Origin of the sequence: Paraburkholderia xenovorans, from assembly GCF_046030735.1 — a bacterium.
GTDB lineage: Bacteria > Pseudomonadota > Gammaproteobacteria > Burkholderiales > Burkholderiaceae > Paraburkholderia > Paraburkholderia xenovorans_A.
On the sequence record NZ_JAQQBV010000036.1, the window covers coordinates 32,408 to 49,141 of the forward strand.

General features: G+C 63.4%; 15 protein-coding genes. 6 read left to right on the forward strand and 9 right to left on the reverse strand.

Features of this window, described 5'->3' with window-relative positions; genetic code table 11:
- The first annotated feature begins 8 nt into the window (after positions 1-8).
- Entirely contained in the window at positions 9-1,166 is a 1,158-nt protein-coding gene (locus PQQ51_RS27770; protein ID WP_408500321.1) for a CmpA/NrtA family ABC transporter substrate-binding protein, read from the forward strand.
- Between the two features lie 24 nt (positions 1,167-1,190).
- On the opposite strand, the gene PQQ51_RS27775 is transcribed toward PQQ51_RS27770, so the two are convergent.
- Positions 1,191-2,606, reverse strand: a complete 1,416-nt coding sequence (locus PQQ51_RS27775) for a sensor histidine kinase (RefSeq protein WP_408500322.1) — start codon at positions 2,604-2,606, stop codon at positions 1,191-1,193.
- On the reverse strand, positions 2,603-3,274 hold the full coding sequence (locus PQQ51_RS27780; RefSeq protein ID WP_408500324.1) for a response regulator: 672 nt from the start codon (positions 3,272-3,274) through the stop codon (positions 2,603-2,605). The genes PQQ51_RS27775 and PQQ51_RS27780 overlap by 4 nt, the downstream gene beginning before the upstream one ends.
- 139 nt (positions 3,275-3,413) lie before the next feature.
- Between PQQ51_RS27780 and PQQ51_RS27785 the strand changes: the two genes are divergently transcribed.
- From PQQ51_RS27785 to PQQ51_RS27800, 4 genes are all read left to right on the forward strand, one after another.
- A complete protein-coding gene (locus tag PQQ51_RS27785; protein WP_408500326.1) occupies positions 3,414-4,502 on the forward strand; it encodes an ABC transporter substrate-binding protein in 1,089 nt (362 codons plus the stop codon).
- 133 nt (positions 4,503-4,635) lie between these two features.
- Entirely contained in the window at positions 4,636-6,405 is a 1,770-nt protein-coding gene (locus PQQ51_RS27790; RefSeq protein WP_408500328.1) for an ABC transporter permease, read from the forward strand.
- A complete protein-coding gene (locus PQQ51_RS27795) occupies positions 6,398-7,465 on the forward strand; it encodes an ABC transporter ATP-binding protein (RefSeq protein ID WP_408500330.1) in 1,068 nt (355 codons plus the stop codon). The genes PQQ51_RS27790 and PQQ51_RS27795 overlap by 8 nt, the downstream gene beginning before the upstream one ends.
- A gap of 110 nt (positions 7,466-7,575) precedes the next feature.
- Positions 7,576-8,637 (forward strand): porin, encoded by a 1,062-nt coding sequence (locus tag PQQ51_RS27800; protein WP_408500384.1) that lies wholly within the window; start codon positions 7,576-7,578, stop codon positions 8,635-8,637.
- Between the two features lie 142 nt (positions 8,638-8,779).
- On the opposite strand, the gene rhaS is transcribed toward PQQ51_RS27800, so the two are convergent.
- The 6 genes from rhaS to rhaM all read right to left on the reverse strand — a co-directional run bounded on the left by rhaS (position 8,780) and on the right by rhaM (position 14,760).
- Complete coding sequence (rhaS, locus tag PQQ51_RS27805; protein ID WP_408500332.1) at positions 8,780-9,787, reverse strand: rhamnose ABC transporter substrate-binding protein; 1,008 nt, start codon at positions 9,785-9,787, stop codon at positions 8,780-8,782.
- 78 nt (positions 9,788-9,865) lie between these two features.
- Positions 9,866-10,894 carry an ABC transporter permease gene (locus tag PQQ51_RS27810; protein WP_408500334.1) on the reverse strand — a complete coding sequence of 343 codons (1,029 nt, stop codon included), beginning with the start codon at positions 10,892-10,894 and terminating at the stop codon, positions 9,866-9,868.
- A complete protein-coding gene (locus PQQ51_RS27815; protein WP_408500335.1) occupies positions 10,887-11,951 on the reverse strand; it encodes an ABC transporter permease in 1,065 nt (354 codons plus the stop codon). Before PQQ51_RS27815 ends, PQQ51_RS27810 begins: the two co-directional genes overlap by 8 nt.
- A complete protein-coding gene (locus PQQ51_RS27820; protein WP_408500336.1) occupies positions 11,948-13,477 on the reverse strand; it encodes a sugar ABC transporter ATP-binding protein in 1,530 nt (509 codons plus the stop codon). Before PQQ51_RS27820 ends, PQQ51_RS27815 begins: the two co-directional genes overlap by 4 nt.
- Before the next feature lie 39 nt (positions 13,478-13,516).
- Positions 13,517-14,410 carry an amidohydrolase family protein gene (locus PQQ51_RS27825; RefSeq protein WP_408500337.1) on the reverse strand — a complete coding sequence of 298 codons (894 nt, stop codon included), beginning with the start codon at positions 14,408-14,410 and terminating at the stop codon, positions 13,517-13,519.
- A gap of 26 nt (positions 14,411-14,436) precedes the next feature.
- The gene (gene rhaM / locus PQQ51_RS27830; protein ID WP_408500338.1) at positions 14,437-14,760 is read right to left on the reverse strand and encodes an L-rhamnose mutarotase; all 324 of its coding nucleotides are present in this window, start codon (positions 14,758-14,760) and stop codon (positions 14,437-14,439) included.
- Between the two features lie 150 nt (positions 14,761-14,910).
- Between rhaM and PQQ51_RS27835 the strand changes: the two genes are divergently transcribed.
- Positions 14,911-15,903, forward strand: coding sequence for a LysR family transcriptional regulator (locus PQQ51_RS27835; RefSeq protein WP_408500339.1), 993 nt, complete (start codon positions 14,911-14,913; stop codon positions 15,901-15,903).
- Between the two features lie 28 nt (positions 15,904-15,931).
- Here PQQ51_RS27835 and lra1 read toward each other — a convergent pair whose 3' ends face one another.
- Positions 15,932-16,714 (reverse strand): L-rhamnose 1-dehydrogenase Lra1, encoded by a 783-nt coding sequence (gene lra1 / locus PQQ51_RS27840; protein ID WP_408500340.1) that lies wholly within the window; start codon positions 16,712-16,714, stop codon positions 15,932-15,934.
- Positions 16,715-16,734: the final 20 nt, after the last annotated feature.

Genomic DNA, 16,734 nt, shown 5'->3' on the forward strand with positions numbered 1-16,734 from the left:
CGCCGCTCATGAACTTGCCTACGTCGCCTACGTCGTCTACGTCCCCACCCTCGCCGTCCTCGCCAGGACCACTCGAGAAAACGCATCTGCGGCTCGGCTTCGTGTCGCTCTCGGACGCCGCGCCGCTCGTCGCCGCGAAGCTGCTCGAATTCGGCCACGCACATGGATTGACGCTCGAACTGATCCGCCAGCCTTCATGGGCCGCCGTGCGCGACAAGCTGCTGTCCGGCGATCTCGACGCCGCGCATGCGCTGTACGGAATGGTCTACGGCGTGCAACTCGGGCTCGGCGGTCCGCAAACGGATATGGCCGTGCTGATGGTGCTGAACCGCAACGGCCAGGCGATCACGCTGTCGAACCGTCTCGCCGACGCGCTGGCCGAGCACCGCAGCTTGCCCGAAGCGCTGGCCACACTCGGCCGCAAACCGGTATTCGCGCAGACCTTCCCGACCGGCACGCACGCGATGTGGCTGTACTACTGGCTAGCGTCGCAACACGTGCATCCGTTACGCGACATCGACAGCGTGGCGATTCCGCCGCCGCAAATGGTCGCCGCGCTCGCCGACGACAAACTCGACGGCCTGTGTGTCGGCGAACCCTGGAACGCGATGGCCGAAGCGCAACGCGTCGGCCGCACGATTGCCTACACAAGCGAAGTGTGGCCCGACCATCCGGAGAAAGTGCTCGCGTGCCGACGCGACTTTGTGAGCGCGCATCCGAATACCGCGCGAGCGTTGGTGCAAACGATGCTGGAGGCGTGCCGCTGGCTCGACGGCGCGGGGCATCGCGAAGAGATTGCACGCTGGCTGGCGCGGCCCGAATTCATCGGTATCGATGAAGCGCTGATCGCCGCGCGCCTCGGCAACCCGATCGCAGCGTCCGCGCCGCGCGGCGCCCCAGTGCGATTCTTCGACAACGGCGCGGTGAACTACCCGTTCGCGTCCGACGGTGCGTGGTTTCTCACGCAGTTCGAGCGTTGGGGAATGATCGACGCGCGCGCGGATTACGCGAATCTCGCGGCGAACATCAACCAGACGCAGTTGTATCGCGAGGCGGCTGCGCGGATCGGCGTTGCGGTGCCGGACAAGGAGACGCAGCAGGTGCTGATCGACGGCGCGGTGTGGCCGTCTGAAGCGTATGCGAAGGGCTTTGCCATCCGCGCGTAGGCGCGCCGGCAGGCACCCGGCGTGTTACTGCGCCGCGCTGTCCGGAAACAGCACACTGACCACCAGGCCGCCGCCGGGCGCATCGCTCAATGCGATCAGCGCGCGGTGCACGCGAGCGATTTCCCTGACGATCGACAACCCGAGCCCACTGCCTTCGATCGCCTGCGTCGCTTCACTGCGATAGAAGCGCTCGAACACGGCCTCGCGCTCCGCGGCGGCGATGCCCGGACCGTTGTCGATCACCTGCAACAGCGGCTGCCCCGCTTCGCACGCCACGCGCACGGTGATCACCGCGCCGTCGCCGGCATAGCGGATCGCGTTGTCGATCAGATTGCCGACCAGTTCCGCCAGCAGATCGGCCTGGCCGATCACGTCGACGCGCGCATCCTGTTCGAAGCCGAGATCGATACCTCGTGACCGCGCCACCGGCGACCAGTCGAGCGTCACGCTGCGCGCAACCTTGTGAAGCGGCAACGCGGTGTGCCGGACCGCATAGCCGTCGGCATCGAGCCTCGACAACGACAACAACTGCTGCACGATGCGCACCGCCTGCTGCACCGCGCGATTCAGGCGTCGCAGATGCACGCCTTGCCGCCGGTTGCCGACGGCGTTTTGCCCGGTGTCGTCGGTATCGCGCAACGCCAGTTCGGACTCGGCCTGAATGATCGCAAGCGGGGTTTTCAGCTGATGCGCGGCGTCGGTGAAAAAACGTCGGCGCGACGACTGCATCAATTGCGTGCGCCCGATGTACTGATTGATCGAATCGACGAGCGGCGCGACTTCGCTCGGCAAGCCGCGGATATCGAGCGGAGTCGGATCGTCCTCCGCGCGCGCGGCGACTTTCGCGGACAAACGGTTCAACGGCCGCAGCCCTCGCGCCACCCCGAGCCATACGATGCCGAGCACCAGCACGACCAGCAGGCATTCCTGCTGCAACGAGCCGGTCAGAATCTCGCGTGCAAGTGCCTGACGCTGCTCGATCGTTTCACCGACCCGTACGATCACCACACGGGTTTGCGCGCCCGGCACGTCATGAACCGGCAACCTGAGCATCGCGACACGCAGCGGCTGGCCGCGGAACACGTCGTTGTAAAACTGCACGCTATAGGGCTCGACGGGCGGCTTTTGTTCGCGCGGCATGTCCGGATAACCGGTGACGATACGGCCGCCTTCCTCGCGAATCTGATAGTAGATATTCCCGCCGCCGTTCGACTCGAACATCTCGAGCGCCAGATACGGCAGATCGACCTCGATCTGGCCGTCGCGCAAGCGGATGCCGTCGCGTATCGAGCGCAGCGAAAACTCCAGCGTGCGATCGAAAGCAATGTGCGCCGCGTTCATCGCGCGCTGATAGGTGAGCCACGCATCGAAAGCGAGCAGCGCAAGCAGCGGCAGCAACAGCCACAGCGCGACCCGCACGCGCAGATTCGGCCGCGTCATGCGGACTTGGCTTCCAGCAGATAACCGAGCCCACGCAACGTGACGATGCCCACCGAACTGTGTTCGAGCTTCTTGCGCAAGCGGTGCACGTAGATTTCGATCGCATCGGCATTCACCGATTCGTCGAGCCCGAAAATTTTCTCCGACAGCGTGTCCTTGTTGATCGCGCGGCCGTTGCGCAGGATCAGCACTTCCAGCACCGAACGCTCGCGCGGGGTCAGCGCGAGCGGCTCGCCGTTGAGCGTGAAGCCGCGGTCGACGCTGTCGTAAGCAAGCGTGCCGCACTGCGCGCGCAACGCTTCATGGCCGTGGCTGCGGCGGATCAGCGCGCGCGCTCGCGCTTCCAGCTCGGTCAGCACGAATGGCTTCGCGAGGTAGTCGTCGGCGCCGAGATCGAGCCCACGCACGCGCTCTTCCACCGAACCGTGCGCGGTCAGGATCAGCACCGGCACCGTGTTGCGCCGCGCCCGCAAACGGCGCAGCACTTCCAGCCCGTCGAGCTTCGGCAAACCGATGTCGAGGATCACCAGCGCGTAGTCCTGCGTGCGCAAAACGTGGTCGGCCGATTCGCCGTCGTGCATGCAATCGACAGTGAGTTTCGCGCTGGCGAGCGCGTCCGTCAGCGAGCGGGAAAGGATGGGATTGTCTTCGACGAGCAGCACACGCATGAGTGGAATCCAGGGAAATCCATGAGGCGAATCCAGCCATTGTGACGCATTTCTTTCGCAAAATGAAAGCGTTCAGAAAGCGGCCATCTCTTACCATTCGCCTACACACAACAAACACAATGTTTTTCTGGAGGAAGACTTGAAGACCGCTATTAAGTATCTGGCCGCAGCCCTCGCATTCGCGGCAAACCCAGCATGGTCGGCCTTCCCGGCCGGTTACCCCGGCGACTATCAGGCCACGCTGGACAGCGCTAAAAAGGAAGGCAAGCTGATCGTGTACTCCGTCACGGACACGGCTCTGGTGCGCCCGCTCATCAAGGACTTTGAAAGCCTGTACGGCATCAAGGTCGAGTACAACGACATGAACAGCACCGAGTTGTACAACCGCTACATCAGCGAAAACGCGGCCAGCAGCACGAGCGCCGACGTGCTGTGGAGCTCGGCAATGGACTTGCAGGTCAAGCTTGTCAACGACGGTTTGATGGCGTCCTATGAATCGCCCGAAGCGAAGCATTTGCCGCAATGGGCGCAGTACCAGAAGCAGGCGTACGGCACCACGTACGAACCGCTCGCGATCGTCTACAACAAGCGGCTCGTGGCGGCCGGCGAAGTGCCGCAAACCCGCGCCGATCTGATCAAGTTGCTGCAGTCCAAACCGGATCAGTTCAAGGGCAAGGTCACGACCTACGACATCGAAAAGTCCGGCGTCGGTTTCAACTATCTGACCCAGGACGCACGCGTCAATCCGCAAGTCACGTGGGATCTGGTCAAGGCGATGGGCGCCACGAACCCGAAGCTGCAATCCAGCACGGGCGCGATGATGGAGCGCATTTCGTCGGGCGAAAATCTGATCGGCTACAACATTCTCGGTTCGTACGCGCTGACCAAAGCGAAGAAAGACCCGTCGATCGGCTACGTGTACCCGAAGGACTACACGCTGGTGGTGAGCCGCCTCGTGACGATTTCGAAGAAAGCGCAAAACCCGAACGCCGCGAAACTGTGGGTCGATTATCTGCTGTCGCAACGCGGTCAGACTTTACTCGCGAACCAGGCCAGCCTGTTCTCGATCCGCTCGGACGTCGACGGTGAAACGTCGATGGCGGGTCTCACCAAACAGCTCGGCGATTCGCTCAAACCGATTCCGATCGGCTCGGGTCTGCTGGTCTATCTCGACCAGTCCAAGCGGCTCGAATTCCTCAAGCAATGGCAACAGTCGATCAAACGCTGATCTCGCGCTGATCTCGCGCTGAACCTTTGCTGAACCTTCGCTGATCCGGGCGGCGTCCGCGCTGCAACGCGGGCGCCCGTCTCTCTCCTGAATACCTGTCGATATGCGGCCCACCGGCCGCAGGGGGACACTCATGCTCTCAACTAGCGCAACCGCGCGCCGCGCGGCTTCACTGCCCGCGCCCGACGACGGCCCGATCGGCGCACTGCCGGTCAGTGCGCTGCAGCCGTTCGCGGGCCTGCTGCGCTGGCTCGTCGTCGCGGTCTTGACCGTGGCGGTCGCACTGCCGCTCGGCTTCATCCTGTTCCAGAGCGTGCTGAGCGCACCGTTCTTCGACGCGAAACGCACGCTAGGCCTTGCCGGCTTCGAATTCATTTTTAGCGATCCGGACTTCTGGTCCGCGCTGAAAAATTCTTTCATCATCGCGAGCGGGATGCTGTTCATCTCGATTCCGCTCGGCGGGATCCTGGCATTCCTGATGGTTCGTACCGACCTTCCCGGCCGCCGCTGGCTCGAACCGATGCTGCTCACGCCGGTGTTCGTCTCGCCGATGGTGCTCGCATTCGGCTACGTCGTCGCGGCCGGCCCGGTCGGCTTCTACTCGGTGTGGTGGAAAGAGCTGTTCGGCACAGGCGAAGCGCCGTGGACCGTGTATTCCGTCTTCGCGATCACGGTGATCGTCGGTCTCACGCATGTGCCGCACGTGTATCTGTATTCGTCGGCCGCGCTGCGCAACCTCGGCTCGGACGTCGAAGAAGCGGCACGCGTGGCCGGCGCCCGCCCGTTCCGCGTCGCACTCGACGTCAGCCTGCCGATGACGCTGCCCGCGTTGCTGTTCGCCGGCGTGCTGGTGTTCTTTCTCGGCTTCGAGGTGTTCGGATTGCCGCTGGTGCTCGGCGACCCTGAAGGCCATCTCGTGCTCGCCACCTATCTGTACAAGCTCACCAACAAGCTCGGCGTGCCCTCGTATCACCTGATGGCCGCGGTCGCGGTGTGCATCATCGCGATCACGTTCCCGCTGGTGCTGCTGCAACGCCATCTGCTGAAGCGCGCCAACCGCTTCGTCACGGTAAAGGGCAAAGCGGGTCGCCAGACCGTGCTGCCGCTCGGCGCATGGCGCTGGGTTGCGCTCGCGATCGTCGCGCTGTGGTTGCTGCTCACGGTGGTCGTCCCGCTCTCCGGCATCACGCTGCGCGCGTTCGTCACCAACTGGGGCGAAGGCGTGAATCTCGCGGAGATGCTGACGCTCGCCAACTTCACCGAACTGCTCGAACAGGACAACCTGGTCCGCGCGATTCTGAACACGCTCGGGATCGGCGTGATAGGCGGTGCGCTGGCGGTGGGGTTCTACTCGCTGGTCGCCTTCGCCGGACATCGGCGCAACGACTGGGCCACGCGCCTGCTCGACTATCTCGTGCTGCTGCCGCGCGCGGTGCCGGGCCTGCTTGCCGGTCTCGCGTTCCTGTGGATCTTCCTCTTCGTGCCGGGCCTGAAAGAGCTGAAGAACTCCATGTGGAGCATCTGGATCGCGTACACGGTCGTGTGGCTCGCGTACGGGATGCGTCTGATCCAAAGCGCGCTTTTGCAGGTCGGCCCGGAACTCGAGGAAGCCGGCCGCAGCGTGGGCGCCACGCGCGCCCGCGTGAGCCTCGACGTGACGCTGCCGCTCGTGCGCTTTGGACTGCTCGCGGCGTGGTTGCTGATCTTCATGATCTTCGAGCGCGAATACTCGACTGCCGTTTATCTGCTCTCGCCCGGCACGGAAGTAATCGGCGCGCTGCTGGTGTCGCTGTGGGCGACCGGCGCGGTCGATCAGGTCGCGGCGCTTTCTGTCATCAACATCGCGATGGTCGGCGCCGGACTCGCCGTGGCCATGCGCTTCGGAGTGAAATTGCATGGATAAGCTCTCGGTCGACAACCTCTTTCTCAGCTATGGCGACAACCCGATTCTGAAGGGCGTGTCGTTCGAACTGAATCCCGGCGAAGTGGTGTGCCTGCTCGGTGCATCCGGCAGCGGCAAGACCACGTTGCTGCGCGCGGTCGCGGGTCTCGAACAGCCGTCCTCCGGCCGGATCGAACTGGACGGCAACGCGTTTTACGACGGCGCCGCGCGCGTCGACCTGCCGGTCGAGCAGCGTTCGCTCGGTCTGGTGTTCCAGTCCTATGCGCTGTGGCCGCATCGCACCGTCGCGGAGAACGTCGGCTACGGATTGAAGCTGCGGCGCGTATCGGGCGCCGAGCAGAAAAAGCGCGTACAGGCAGCGCTCGATCAACTCGGGCTCGGCCAACTCGCCGCGCGCTATCCGTACCAGCTTTCCGGCGGACAACAACAACGCGTAGCGATAGCGCGCGCCCTGGTCTACAACCCGCCCGTGATTCTGCTCGACGAACCGCTGTCGAATCTCGATGCCAAGCTGCGCGAAGAAGCGCGCGCGTGGTTGCGCGAACTGATCGTGTCGCTGGGTTTGTCCGCGTTGTGCGTCACGCACGACCAGACCGAGGCGATGGCGATGTCCGACCGCATCCTGCTGTTGCGCAACGGCCGCATCGAGCAGGAAGGCACGCCCGCCGAACTCTACGGTGCGCCCCGCTCGCTCTACACCGCTGAATTCATGGGCAGCAATAACCGGATCGACGCGCGCGTCGCGGCGGTGGAAGGCCAACGCGTAACGCTCGCCGGCGACGGCTGGCAACTGCAGGCGCAAGCGCGCGAAACGCTGGTGGCCGGTCAGAACGCGCAGGCCGTGATTCGCCTCGAACGCGTGCAGGTCGCCGACGGTCCCGGCGCGAACCGCCTCGAAGCCGAACTCGTCACGTCGATGTATCTCGGCGACCGCTGGGAATACCTGTTCCATTGCGGCGAACTGCGTCTGCGCGCGTTCGGCGCCGTGCCGCGCGCAGCCGGCCGGCATTGGATCGAATTCCCCGCCAACGACTGCTGGGCGTTCGCTCAGGCGAGCTGAAGCACGCCGCTCGATTCGTAGTACTGCCGCAATCGAAGCAAACAAAAATCAACCACAGGAGACTTTTGATGAAGTGGAGCAACAGGAAGGCGACCCTCGGCGCAACCTGCATGGGAATCGTCGGGATCGCCGGATTCACTGGACTCGCCGGCTTTGCCGCGACGGCGCACGCACAATCGAGCGTGACGTTGTACGGCATCGTCGACGCGGGTGTGGAATATGTGAATCACGCGAGCAAGGACGGCGGCGCCACGCGGCTCGTGTCCGGCGGCAAGAACACCTCGCGCTGGGGTCTGCGCGGCGTCGAGGACCTGGGCGGCGGCCTCAAGGCGATCTTCCAGTTGGAGAGCGGCATCAACGTGGCGAATGGTCAGTTCGACGACGGCCCCGGTGCGATCTTCGACCGCCGCGCGACCATCGGCCTGAAGAACCGCTTCGGGCAAATCACGCTCGGGCGCACTTTCACCACCACGTACGACTACATGATCCAGTTCGACCCGATGGGTTACGCGCCGAACTACTCATGGGCGACTTCGTCCACCGCAACCGGCGGTCGCAAAGACGGCCTCTTCTCGCGCTCGGCCAACGCGGTGCGTTACGACGGCACGTTCTCGGGCTTCAAATTCGGCGCGATGTACGGCTTCGGCAATGTACCCGGCAGCATGAAATCGAGTTCCAAGTACGACTTCGGTCTCGGCTACGAAGCCGGTCCGTTCGCGGCAGTCGTAACGTTCGACCGCCAGAACGGCGCCAACGACAGCGTCACGCCCGCGGACACCACGAACTACATTCAAGGCATTCACGCGGGTTTGAGCTACGACTTCGGCACGGTCAAAGCGATGGCCGGCTATCGCAACTATCGGCGTACCTTCCACACGGCCGCGCCGACGCTGCGCAGCGACATGTACTGGCTCGGCGGTCAATACGAAGTGACACCGTACTTCTCGCTGTTCGCGGCCGTCTATCATCAGGACATCAAGGACGCGAGCGATGCCGATCCGACGCTGGTCTCGCTGCGCGCCCAGTACGCGCTGTCCAAGCGCACCGTGCTGTATGTCGCGGGCGGCTATGCGATGGCGAAACACGACAATGCGGTCAGCCTGTCGCGCGATCTGACCGGCGCAGCGGATACGCAGGCCGGGGTTACAGCGGGTATCCAGCACCGCTTCTGACGCGTTTATTGACGCGTTTATTGCGCATTTACCGACGCATTGACGAAGCACGAAAACGACACGACGCGCGCCGGGGCCGATCCTCCAGCGCGCCTCGTTTTCTACGGCAACGCCGCGCTAACCGCGCAACGTTGAACGCGGGTTAGAAATTGAAGTTGTCGATATTGCTCGAGTCGAACGTGGTCGGCGGTCCGAGAATGATTTCGCCTTGCGGTCCGATCGTGCGTTTGCCGAGTTTGCCTGCGTCGAACGATTCGCCTTCCTTACCCGTGATCGTTCCGGACGACAGCGCGGCGGCTGCATAACCCGCCAGATAGCCGAGCTGGTTCGGGTCCCACAACTGGAACGCCTTCACCGTGCCGTTCTTCACGAACGCGCGCATCTGGTTCGGCGTGCCGAGGCCGGTCACCGCCACCTTGCCCTTGCTCGACGACGACGAGATATAACGTGCCGCCGCGGCAATCCCCACCGTTGTCGGCGAAACGATCGCCTTCAGGTTCGGATACGCCTGCAACAAGCCCTGCGTTTCGACGAACGATTTCTGATCGTCGTCGTTGCCGTAGGCGATCTTGACGAGTTTGATCTTCGAATACTCGGGTTTTTTCAACTCCTCCTGCATCCACTTGATCCAGGTGTTCTGATTGGTCGCGTTGGGCGTGGCCGACAACACCGCGAATTCGCCCTCGCCGCCCATCAGCCTGGACACGAGTTGAATCTGGCCGCGGCCGATACCCTCCGCGTTCGCCTGGTTCACGAACAGTTGCCGTCCGTCAGGCGCAGTGTCGGAGTCGAACGTCACGACCTTGATCCCTTGCGACATCGCTTTCTTCAGATACGGCACGACCGCATTGGCGTCGTTCGCGGCGATCACGATCGCGTCCTGCCGTTGCGTGATCAACGTGTTGATGTACTGCACTTGCGACGAAGCGCCCGCATCCGACGGCCCCACGACCTTGCCCACGCCGCCGAATTCCTTGATCGCGGCCATCCCGCCGTCGTCGGCGATCACTTCATACGGGTTGTTGATCTGCTTGGGCACGAACGCGATTTTCAGGCCGCTCTTGAGACCGGCCGCGCCCGCCGCGCAACTGATCGCAAGCAATGCAACGCAAAGCGCAGCGGTGCCGGTGTGACGTAGAGGTTTGAACATGGAGCGTCTCCTGCCTTGTTGTCGGACGCAATACGGTCCGGGTTATTGGTTTTGGGTGGATCACTTGTTGAATCAGGGTTATGACGAAACGGTGGACGAGGCGGCCGACTTCGCGATGAACCGCCGGTCGCGCGCCGCGCGCCAGCGCGCGACCAGATTCGGAATCAGCACCGACGCGAGCAGCAACACGCCGGTGACGATGGTCAGCGTTTCGCTCGACACATCGTCGAGCGTCAACGCGTTTTTCAGCACGCCGATGATCAGCAACGACAACAACACGCCGATCATCGACCCGCGTCCGCCAAAAATGCTCACGCCGCCGAACAGCACCGCCGCGATCACCGACAATTCGAAGCCTTCGCCGTTGTCGCCGCGCGCGCTGGTGAAGCGCAGCGTGTACACCACGCCCGCCAGCGCGCTCATCAAACCGGACAACACGAATAGACGCAGCCGGATCTTCGCGACCTCGATGCCCGAGAACGCCGCTGCGGTGGGATTCGCGCCGATCGCATAGAGGCTGCGGCCGAACGCGGTGGCTTGCAGCAGCACCGTAAACAACACCGCGCCGACAATCACGATCGCGAACGGCAACGGAATGAAGCTCGCGCCGACCGTATCCATGCCGAACGCCGTATAAGCCGGCGGAAAATCCGCGACCGCCTGGTCGCCGAGCAGCACGTACGCGAGTCCGCGAAACAGCGCGAGCGTGCCGATCGTGACGGCAAGCGAAGGCAGATTGAGCTTGACGATCACGAGCCCGTTCAGCAAACCCGCCAGCGCGCCGGCGATCAGCACCAGCACGATCACCACCGGCATCGGCAAGCCCATATGCCACAACACGCCCATCAATGCACTCGAAGCGCCGAGCACGGACGCGACCGAAAGATCGATTTCCGCCGCGACGATGATCAACGTCATCGGCAGCGCCATCAAGGCGATCTCGGTCAGATCGGCCAATATGTTGCTCACGTTCGCACCGGTCAGAAAGACGGGCGACAGCACGCGTCCGAGTACCAGCGAAACGATCAGCACGATCACCAGCAATACTTCCCATTGCAGCGGCGTTTCGCGTTTGCGCGTGAGCAGCGCGGAATCGGGTTTAGCCATGATCGCGTTTCCTCATCATGCGTTTGGCGACGGAGCGGGCCAGCAAGGTATCGGCGGTAATCGCCGCGACGATCAGCGCGCCTTCGATTGCCTGCTCCCAGAACGGCGACACGTGCAGCACGACCAGCGCGATGCTGATCACGCCGAGCACGAGCGCGCCGAGCGTCGCGCCGAGTATCGTGCCGACGCCGCCGGTAATCGCGACGCTGCCCACCACGGCAGCCGCCACCACCTGCAATTCGATGCCCTTCGCGGTGCTCGCGTCGACGGTGCCGAAACGCGCGAGCCACAACGCGCCGGCGAACCCGGCAATCGCACCGGATAGCAGAAAGCCCGACATCACGCGCCGCTCGACGTTCACGCCGGCGAGGCGCGCCGCTTCCGGATTCGAGCCGATCGCATAGTGTTCGCGGCCGCCGCGAAACTGCTTCAGATAGATGCCCAGGCCCACCAGCACGACCACCGCGATCAACGCGAGATTCGGTATGCCGAGCAAGGTGCCAGTCGCGAGACGCGAGTAAGCATCGGGCAGACTGGTCGCGTTGATCTGGCCGCCATGCACCCATGCGTAATCCGCACCGCGGAAAATGTAGAGCGTGGACAGCGTTGCCACCAGTGACGGCACGCGCCCCACCGCAACCAGCAATGCGTTGATGCCTCCCGCCACGAGGCCGATCGCGAGCCCCGCTGCGAGTGCGACGACCACTGGCATATGGGGAAACGCCACGTACAGACTGCCGACCGCATACGCGCTGATACCGACCGTCGATCCCACCGACAGATCGATATGCCGCATCAGGATCACGACCGTCATGCCCGCCGTCAGCAAACTGATGATCGACACGTTGAGCAATACGTCGCGCAGATTCTGCAAGTTCAGGAACTGCGGCTTCGCAAGCCCGGTGCCGACAACCAGCAGGATCAACACGACAAACAACGTCGTTTCGCGACTCTTCGCAATGCCCGCGACAAACGCGCCCGGCGCGCTGGCGGAACGTTTGGGCACGGGCGCCTGCACCGGCGCCGGCGCCGGATGAGTGGATGAATGGCGCATCATGCGGCCCGCCCCAACGGTGGAATCGGTTGGCCGAGCGCGGCGGCCATGATGCGCTCTTCGTCGGCATCCGCGCGCGCTATATCCGCGCTGATACGTCCCTCGTGCATCACCAGAATGCGGTCGGCCATGCCCAGTACTTCGGGCAGCTCGCTCGAAATCATCAGCACGGCCATGCCTTCGCTGACCAGTTCGGCAAGCGCGCCATACACCTCGGCTTTGGCGCCGACGTCGATACCGCGCGTGGGTTCGTCGATGATCAGCACTTTCGGGCCGGTAGCGAGCCATTTGCCGAGTACGACCTTTTGCTGATTGCCGCCCGACAGCGTGCCGACCGGCGCATTCGGGTCACCCGCTTTCAGACGCAAACGCGTGCCCCAATGATTCGCCAGTTGCGTCTCGCTGCGCGTGGAGATCAGCCCGTGCCTGACGAGCCGGCCGAGCACCGTCATCGACGCATTGCGGGCAATGCTCAGTTCGAGCGCCAGCCCCTGTTGCCGCCGGTCTTCCGGCACCAGCGCGAGACCCGCGCGCACCGCCGCTGCGGGCCGGCCCGCAGCGAGGCGCTTGCCGGCGATCCAGATTTCGCCGGAGTCGAGCGGATCGATACCGAAGATTGCCCGCGCAACTTCGCTGCGCCCCGCGCCGACCAGTCCCGCCAACGCAACGATCTCACCGGCGCGGACGTCGAACGAAATACCTTTGAAAACGCCGACTCGCGTCAGATCGCGTACCGACAGACGCACTTCGCCAGGCGGGCGATCCGCCTTCGGATAGAACGTTTCCAGATCGCGGCCGACCATCTTCGCGACGATTGCCTCGGTGCTGAGATCGGCGGTGAGTCCGTCGAACACTTTCGCGCCGTCACGCATGATCGTCACGCGTTGCGTGAGCGTGAAGACTTCATCGAGCCGGTGCGTGATGAACAGAATCGCCACGTCGCGCTCGCGCAGTTTGCGCACGATTGCAAAGAGCCGCTCCACCTCAGGCAGCGACAACGCCGCAGTGGGTTCGTCCATGATCAGCACGTTAGCGTTCAACGACAACGCCTTCGCGATTTCGATCACCTGCTGATCGGCAATCGACAAACCGCGCACCAGTTGATCCGCGCGCAAGTCCACACCCAGCGACGCGAGCAGGCCATCCACCTCGCGGCGCATCGCGTCATATTGAATGCGGCCGATGCGATCCACCGGCTGCCGTCCCATGAAAATGTTCTCGGCTATCGACAGATCGAAGAACAGCGTCGGTTCCTGATAGATCACCGCGAGGCCGGCGTCGCGCGCTTCGGCGGGTGTCGCGAAACGGCGCGCCACGCCGTCCACCAACAGTTCGCCGCTATCCGGCTGATGCACACCGGCGAGTATTTTCACGAGCGTCGATTTGCCCGCGCCGTTTTCTCCGAGCAGCGCATGGACCTCGCCTGGCCATAGCGCGAGATCGCCGTCGGAAAGCGCACGGACCCGGCCGAATGATTTGCTCGCGTGCCGCAGTTCGAGTCTCGGCGCGGCGGATGTCGGTGGCTGCACTACGTTGTCTCCTTCTTATTTGCTTTCGAGCCGGCGTGCTCAGATCCGATACAGGCGCTCGGCGTTACCGCGAAACAGCGCATGCCGCTCGGCATCGCTCGCACCTTCGACAATCGACGCATACGCGCGCCACCAATCCGTATACGAACCGAACAGGCGATCGACCGGAAAATTCGATGCGAACATCGCGCGCTCCACACCGAACGTGTCGATCGTTTCGAGCACATAGGGCCGCAGGCTTTCCACCGTCCACCGATGGTCGAACATCGCGAGCCCGCTGATCTTCACCGCCACGTTGCTGCAGGCCGCGAGCAGACGCATGCCGTCACGCCATGCGCGATAACCGGCCACGCTATGGCGGTCGACGAACATGCCCGCATGGTTCACGATCAACAGCGTGTCGTCATGCGCGCGCGCCAACGCGGCGGCCTCCTCCATCTGCGATGGATATAGTTGCAGATCGAACGACATGTCATAGCGGCGCAACAACGCAAAATGCTCACGCCATTGCGGCTCGCGCATGAAATGACGGCCCACGTAATCGAATAGTTTGTCGTCGTGCACGTTCAGGATCTGGCGGATGCCGCGCGTATTCACGAATGCCGCATGCGCTTCGAGCAACGCCGGCGCATTCGGCGCAGACAGATCTACTGCCGCGACAATCGCATTCGGCATGCCGCGCGACTCGGGACGATCCGCGATCGATTGCAGCCAGCGCGTTTCTTCGACCGGATCCGCCGGATCGTGATTCGCCTCCACATGCACCAGCTTGACCACCTCGATGTCGCCCGCCTCGCGTAGCAGATCGTCGAGCAGGTAGTCGTGCTTCAATTCGCGCGCGTCGCCCACGAACGACACGCCCGGATTCTCCAGCCACGGATAACGGTGCGTGTTCAGGTCCCACAGATGGATATGCGAATCGACAACCTGCATAGCGGCTTGCCTCCGTCCGGTGAAACTCAGCTCAGTGAATTCAGATGAAAGACCGGTTCGAGCGGCTGTTGCAACGGCGTATGGTCAGGCGCCGTTTGCATGATGTCGGCCATGTAATCCCACCATTTGCGCATGACGTCGAGTTCCGGTAACTCGTTCATCCGATGATTCGTGCTGCGAGTCAGAATCGCGAAGAGGTAATTCGAATCCGCGTCGAAGAAGATCCGATAGTCGCGCACACCGGCGTTGTGCAACGCATCAACCAGCTCGGGCCAGATGTGCGCGTGGCGTCGTTCGTACTCCTCGCGCATGCCGGGGTTGAGCACCATGCGGAAAGCGATTGTTTCCATTGCGCCTGTCTCCCGTCGTTTTCGGACGCTTTTCCCGGCATGGCCGGCCTCGCGTCTGTAGCGACTATAATTCCTGCGTCGATAGCAACTCAATCCGTTGTTGGGATTGGGCGATCCACAAACCGAATCGCACCGGATTGCACTGGACCCATGAGCCAACACTCAGCCGCCATCGCCCTCGTCAATCGGCTCAAGTTCAAACACCTCGCGTTGCTCGTCGCGCTCGACGACACGCGCAATCTCCATCAGGCCGCCGAAGCGGTCAACGTCGCGCAGCCGAGCGCGAGCCGCATGCTCGGCGATATCGAAGAAGCGTTCGGCTTCCTGCTGTTCGAGCGCAACGCGCGCGGGATGACGCCCACGCCGCTCGGCGTGGTCACACTGGCTTACGCGCGGCGCGCACTCGCCGAACTCACCCGCTTTGCCGAAGACCTCGACGTCAAACGCCGTGGCGGACACGGACAGCTGACCGTCGGCGCGATCATGGGCGCCGCACCCGATCTGCTCGCGATGGCAGTGGCCACGCTGAAAACCGAAAGCCCGTTGCTCAACGTGCGCATACTCGGCGAAACCAGCGACCAGGTCGTGCAACTGCTGCACCGCCGCGAAGTCGATCTCGCGCTCGGCCGCCTGACCAGTCCGCTGCAACACAACGATTTCAGCTTCGAACCGCTCGCTCGCGAGACGTTGCTGCTGGTGGTGCGCTCGGTGCATCCGCTCGCGCAGCGCGCACACATCACGCTGCGCGAACTGATCGACTGGCCCTGGGTCGCGCAACCGGTCACCAGCCCGGCGCGCGTGCTGTTCGAAGAAGAACTCGCGCGCGCGGGACTTGCCACGCCGGTGAATCTGACCGAATGCGCGTCGATCTTCGCGACGCTGCAATTGCTCGAAAACTACGACGCAGTGGCGATGCTGCCCGAATCGGTCGTGCGCGATCATGTGCGCGGCAAGCTGCTGGTCGCGTTGCCGCTCGAAATCGGCAAGAGCCTCGCGGGCTTCGGCATTCTGACGCGCAAGGAAGAACCGCTCGCCGAACCCGCGCTGCGTTTCATCGAACTGTTGCGCGGCTTCTCGCGCAAGCTCGCACGCGACGATACGCTGGCTGCGACACCCGAACCCGCGTCCGCACCGGTGGATTGAAGTCGGCATCGCGTGTTATTGCAGCGTGTTATTGCAAATTGACGAACAGACCGCCGTCCACCAGCAACGCCGCGCCGGTCACATAGCGCGCACGGTCGGACGCGAGAAACGTCACGCAATCGGCGACGTCTTCCGGGCGCCCTAATCTGCCAAGCGGGATGCGCTTTTCGAAGTAGGCTTTCTTCGCTTCATCCGCGAGATCTTCGGCGTTCAGGTCCGTTGCGATCGTGCCGGGCATCACGGAATTGCAGCGAATCCCATACGGACCCAACGCGACCGCGCACGATTGCATCAGCGAATGCACGCCCGCTTTGGTCGGCGTGTAATGCGTCTGCATGCCGCCGCCCACCAGCGCGCTGATCGAACTGGTCGCGACGATCGCGCCGCCCGTGCCCTGCGTTTTCATCTGTTGCGCGGCGGCTTGCGTCACATAGAACGCGCCGTTCAGATTCACTGCCACCGTCGATTCCAACACTTCCGGCGGCATGTCGAGAAACGCATGGAACGGACAGATTCCCGCGTTGCTCGCCAGCACGTCGACCTTGCCGAACGCTTCGACCGTGCGGCGCACGAGTTCCTGACCGGTTTCGCGCGCGGCGACGTTGCCCTCGATCGCGATCACGCGCCGCCCCAAAGCCTCGATTTCGCCGACCACTTCTTCGACGGCGGAACGGCGCCCGTATGATGCGTCGTTATCGCCCCAGTAGTTGATCGCCACATTCGCGCCTTCGGCGGCGCATGCAACGGCTATCGCGCGACCGATGCCACGCGAACCGCCTGTGACGATCACGACCTTGTCCTTGAGCAGCACGTCATTCTCCTCGTAGCGTC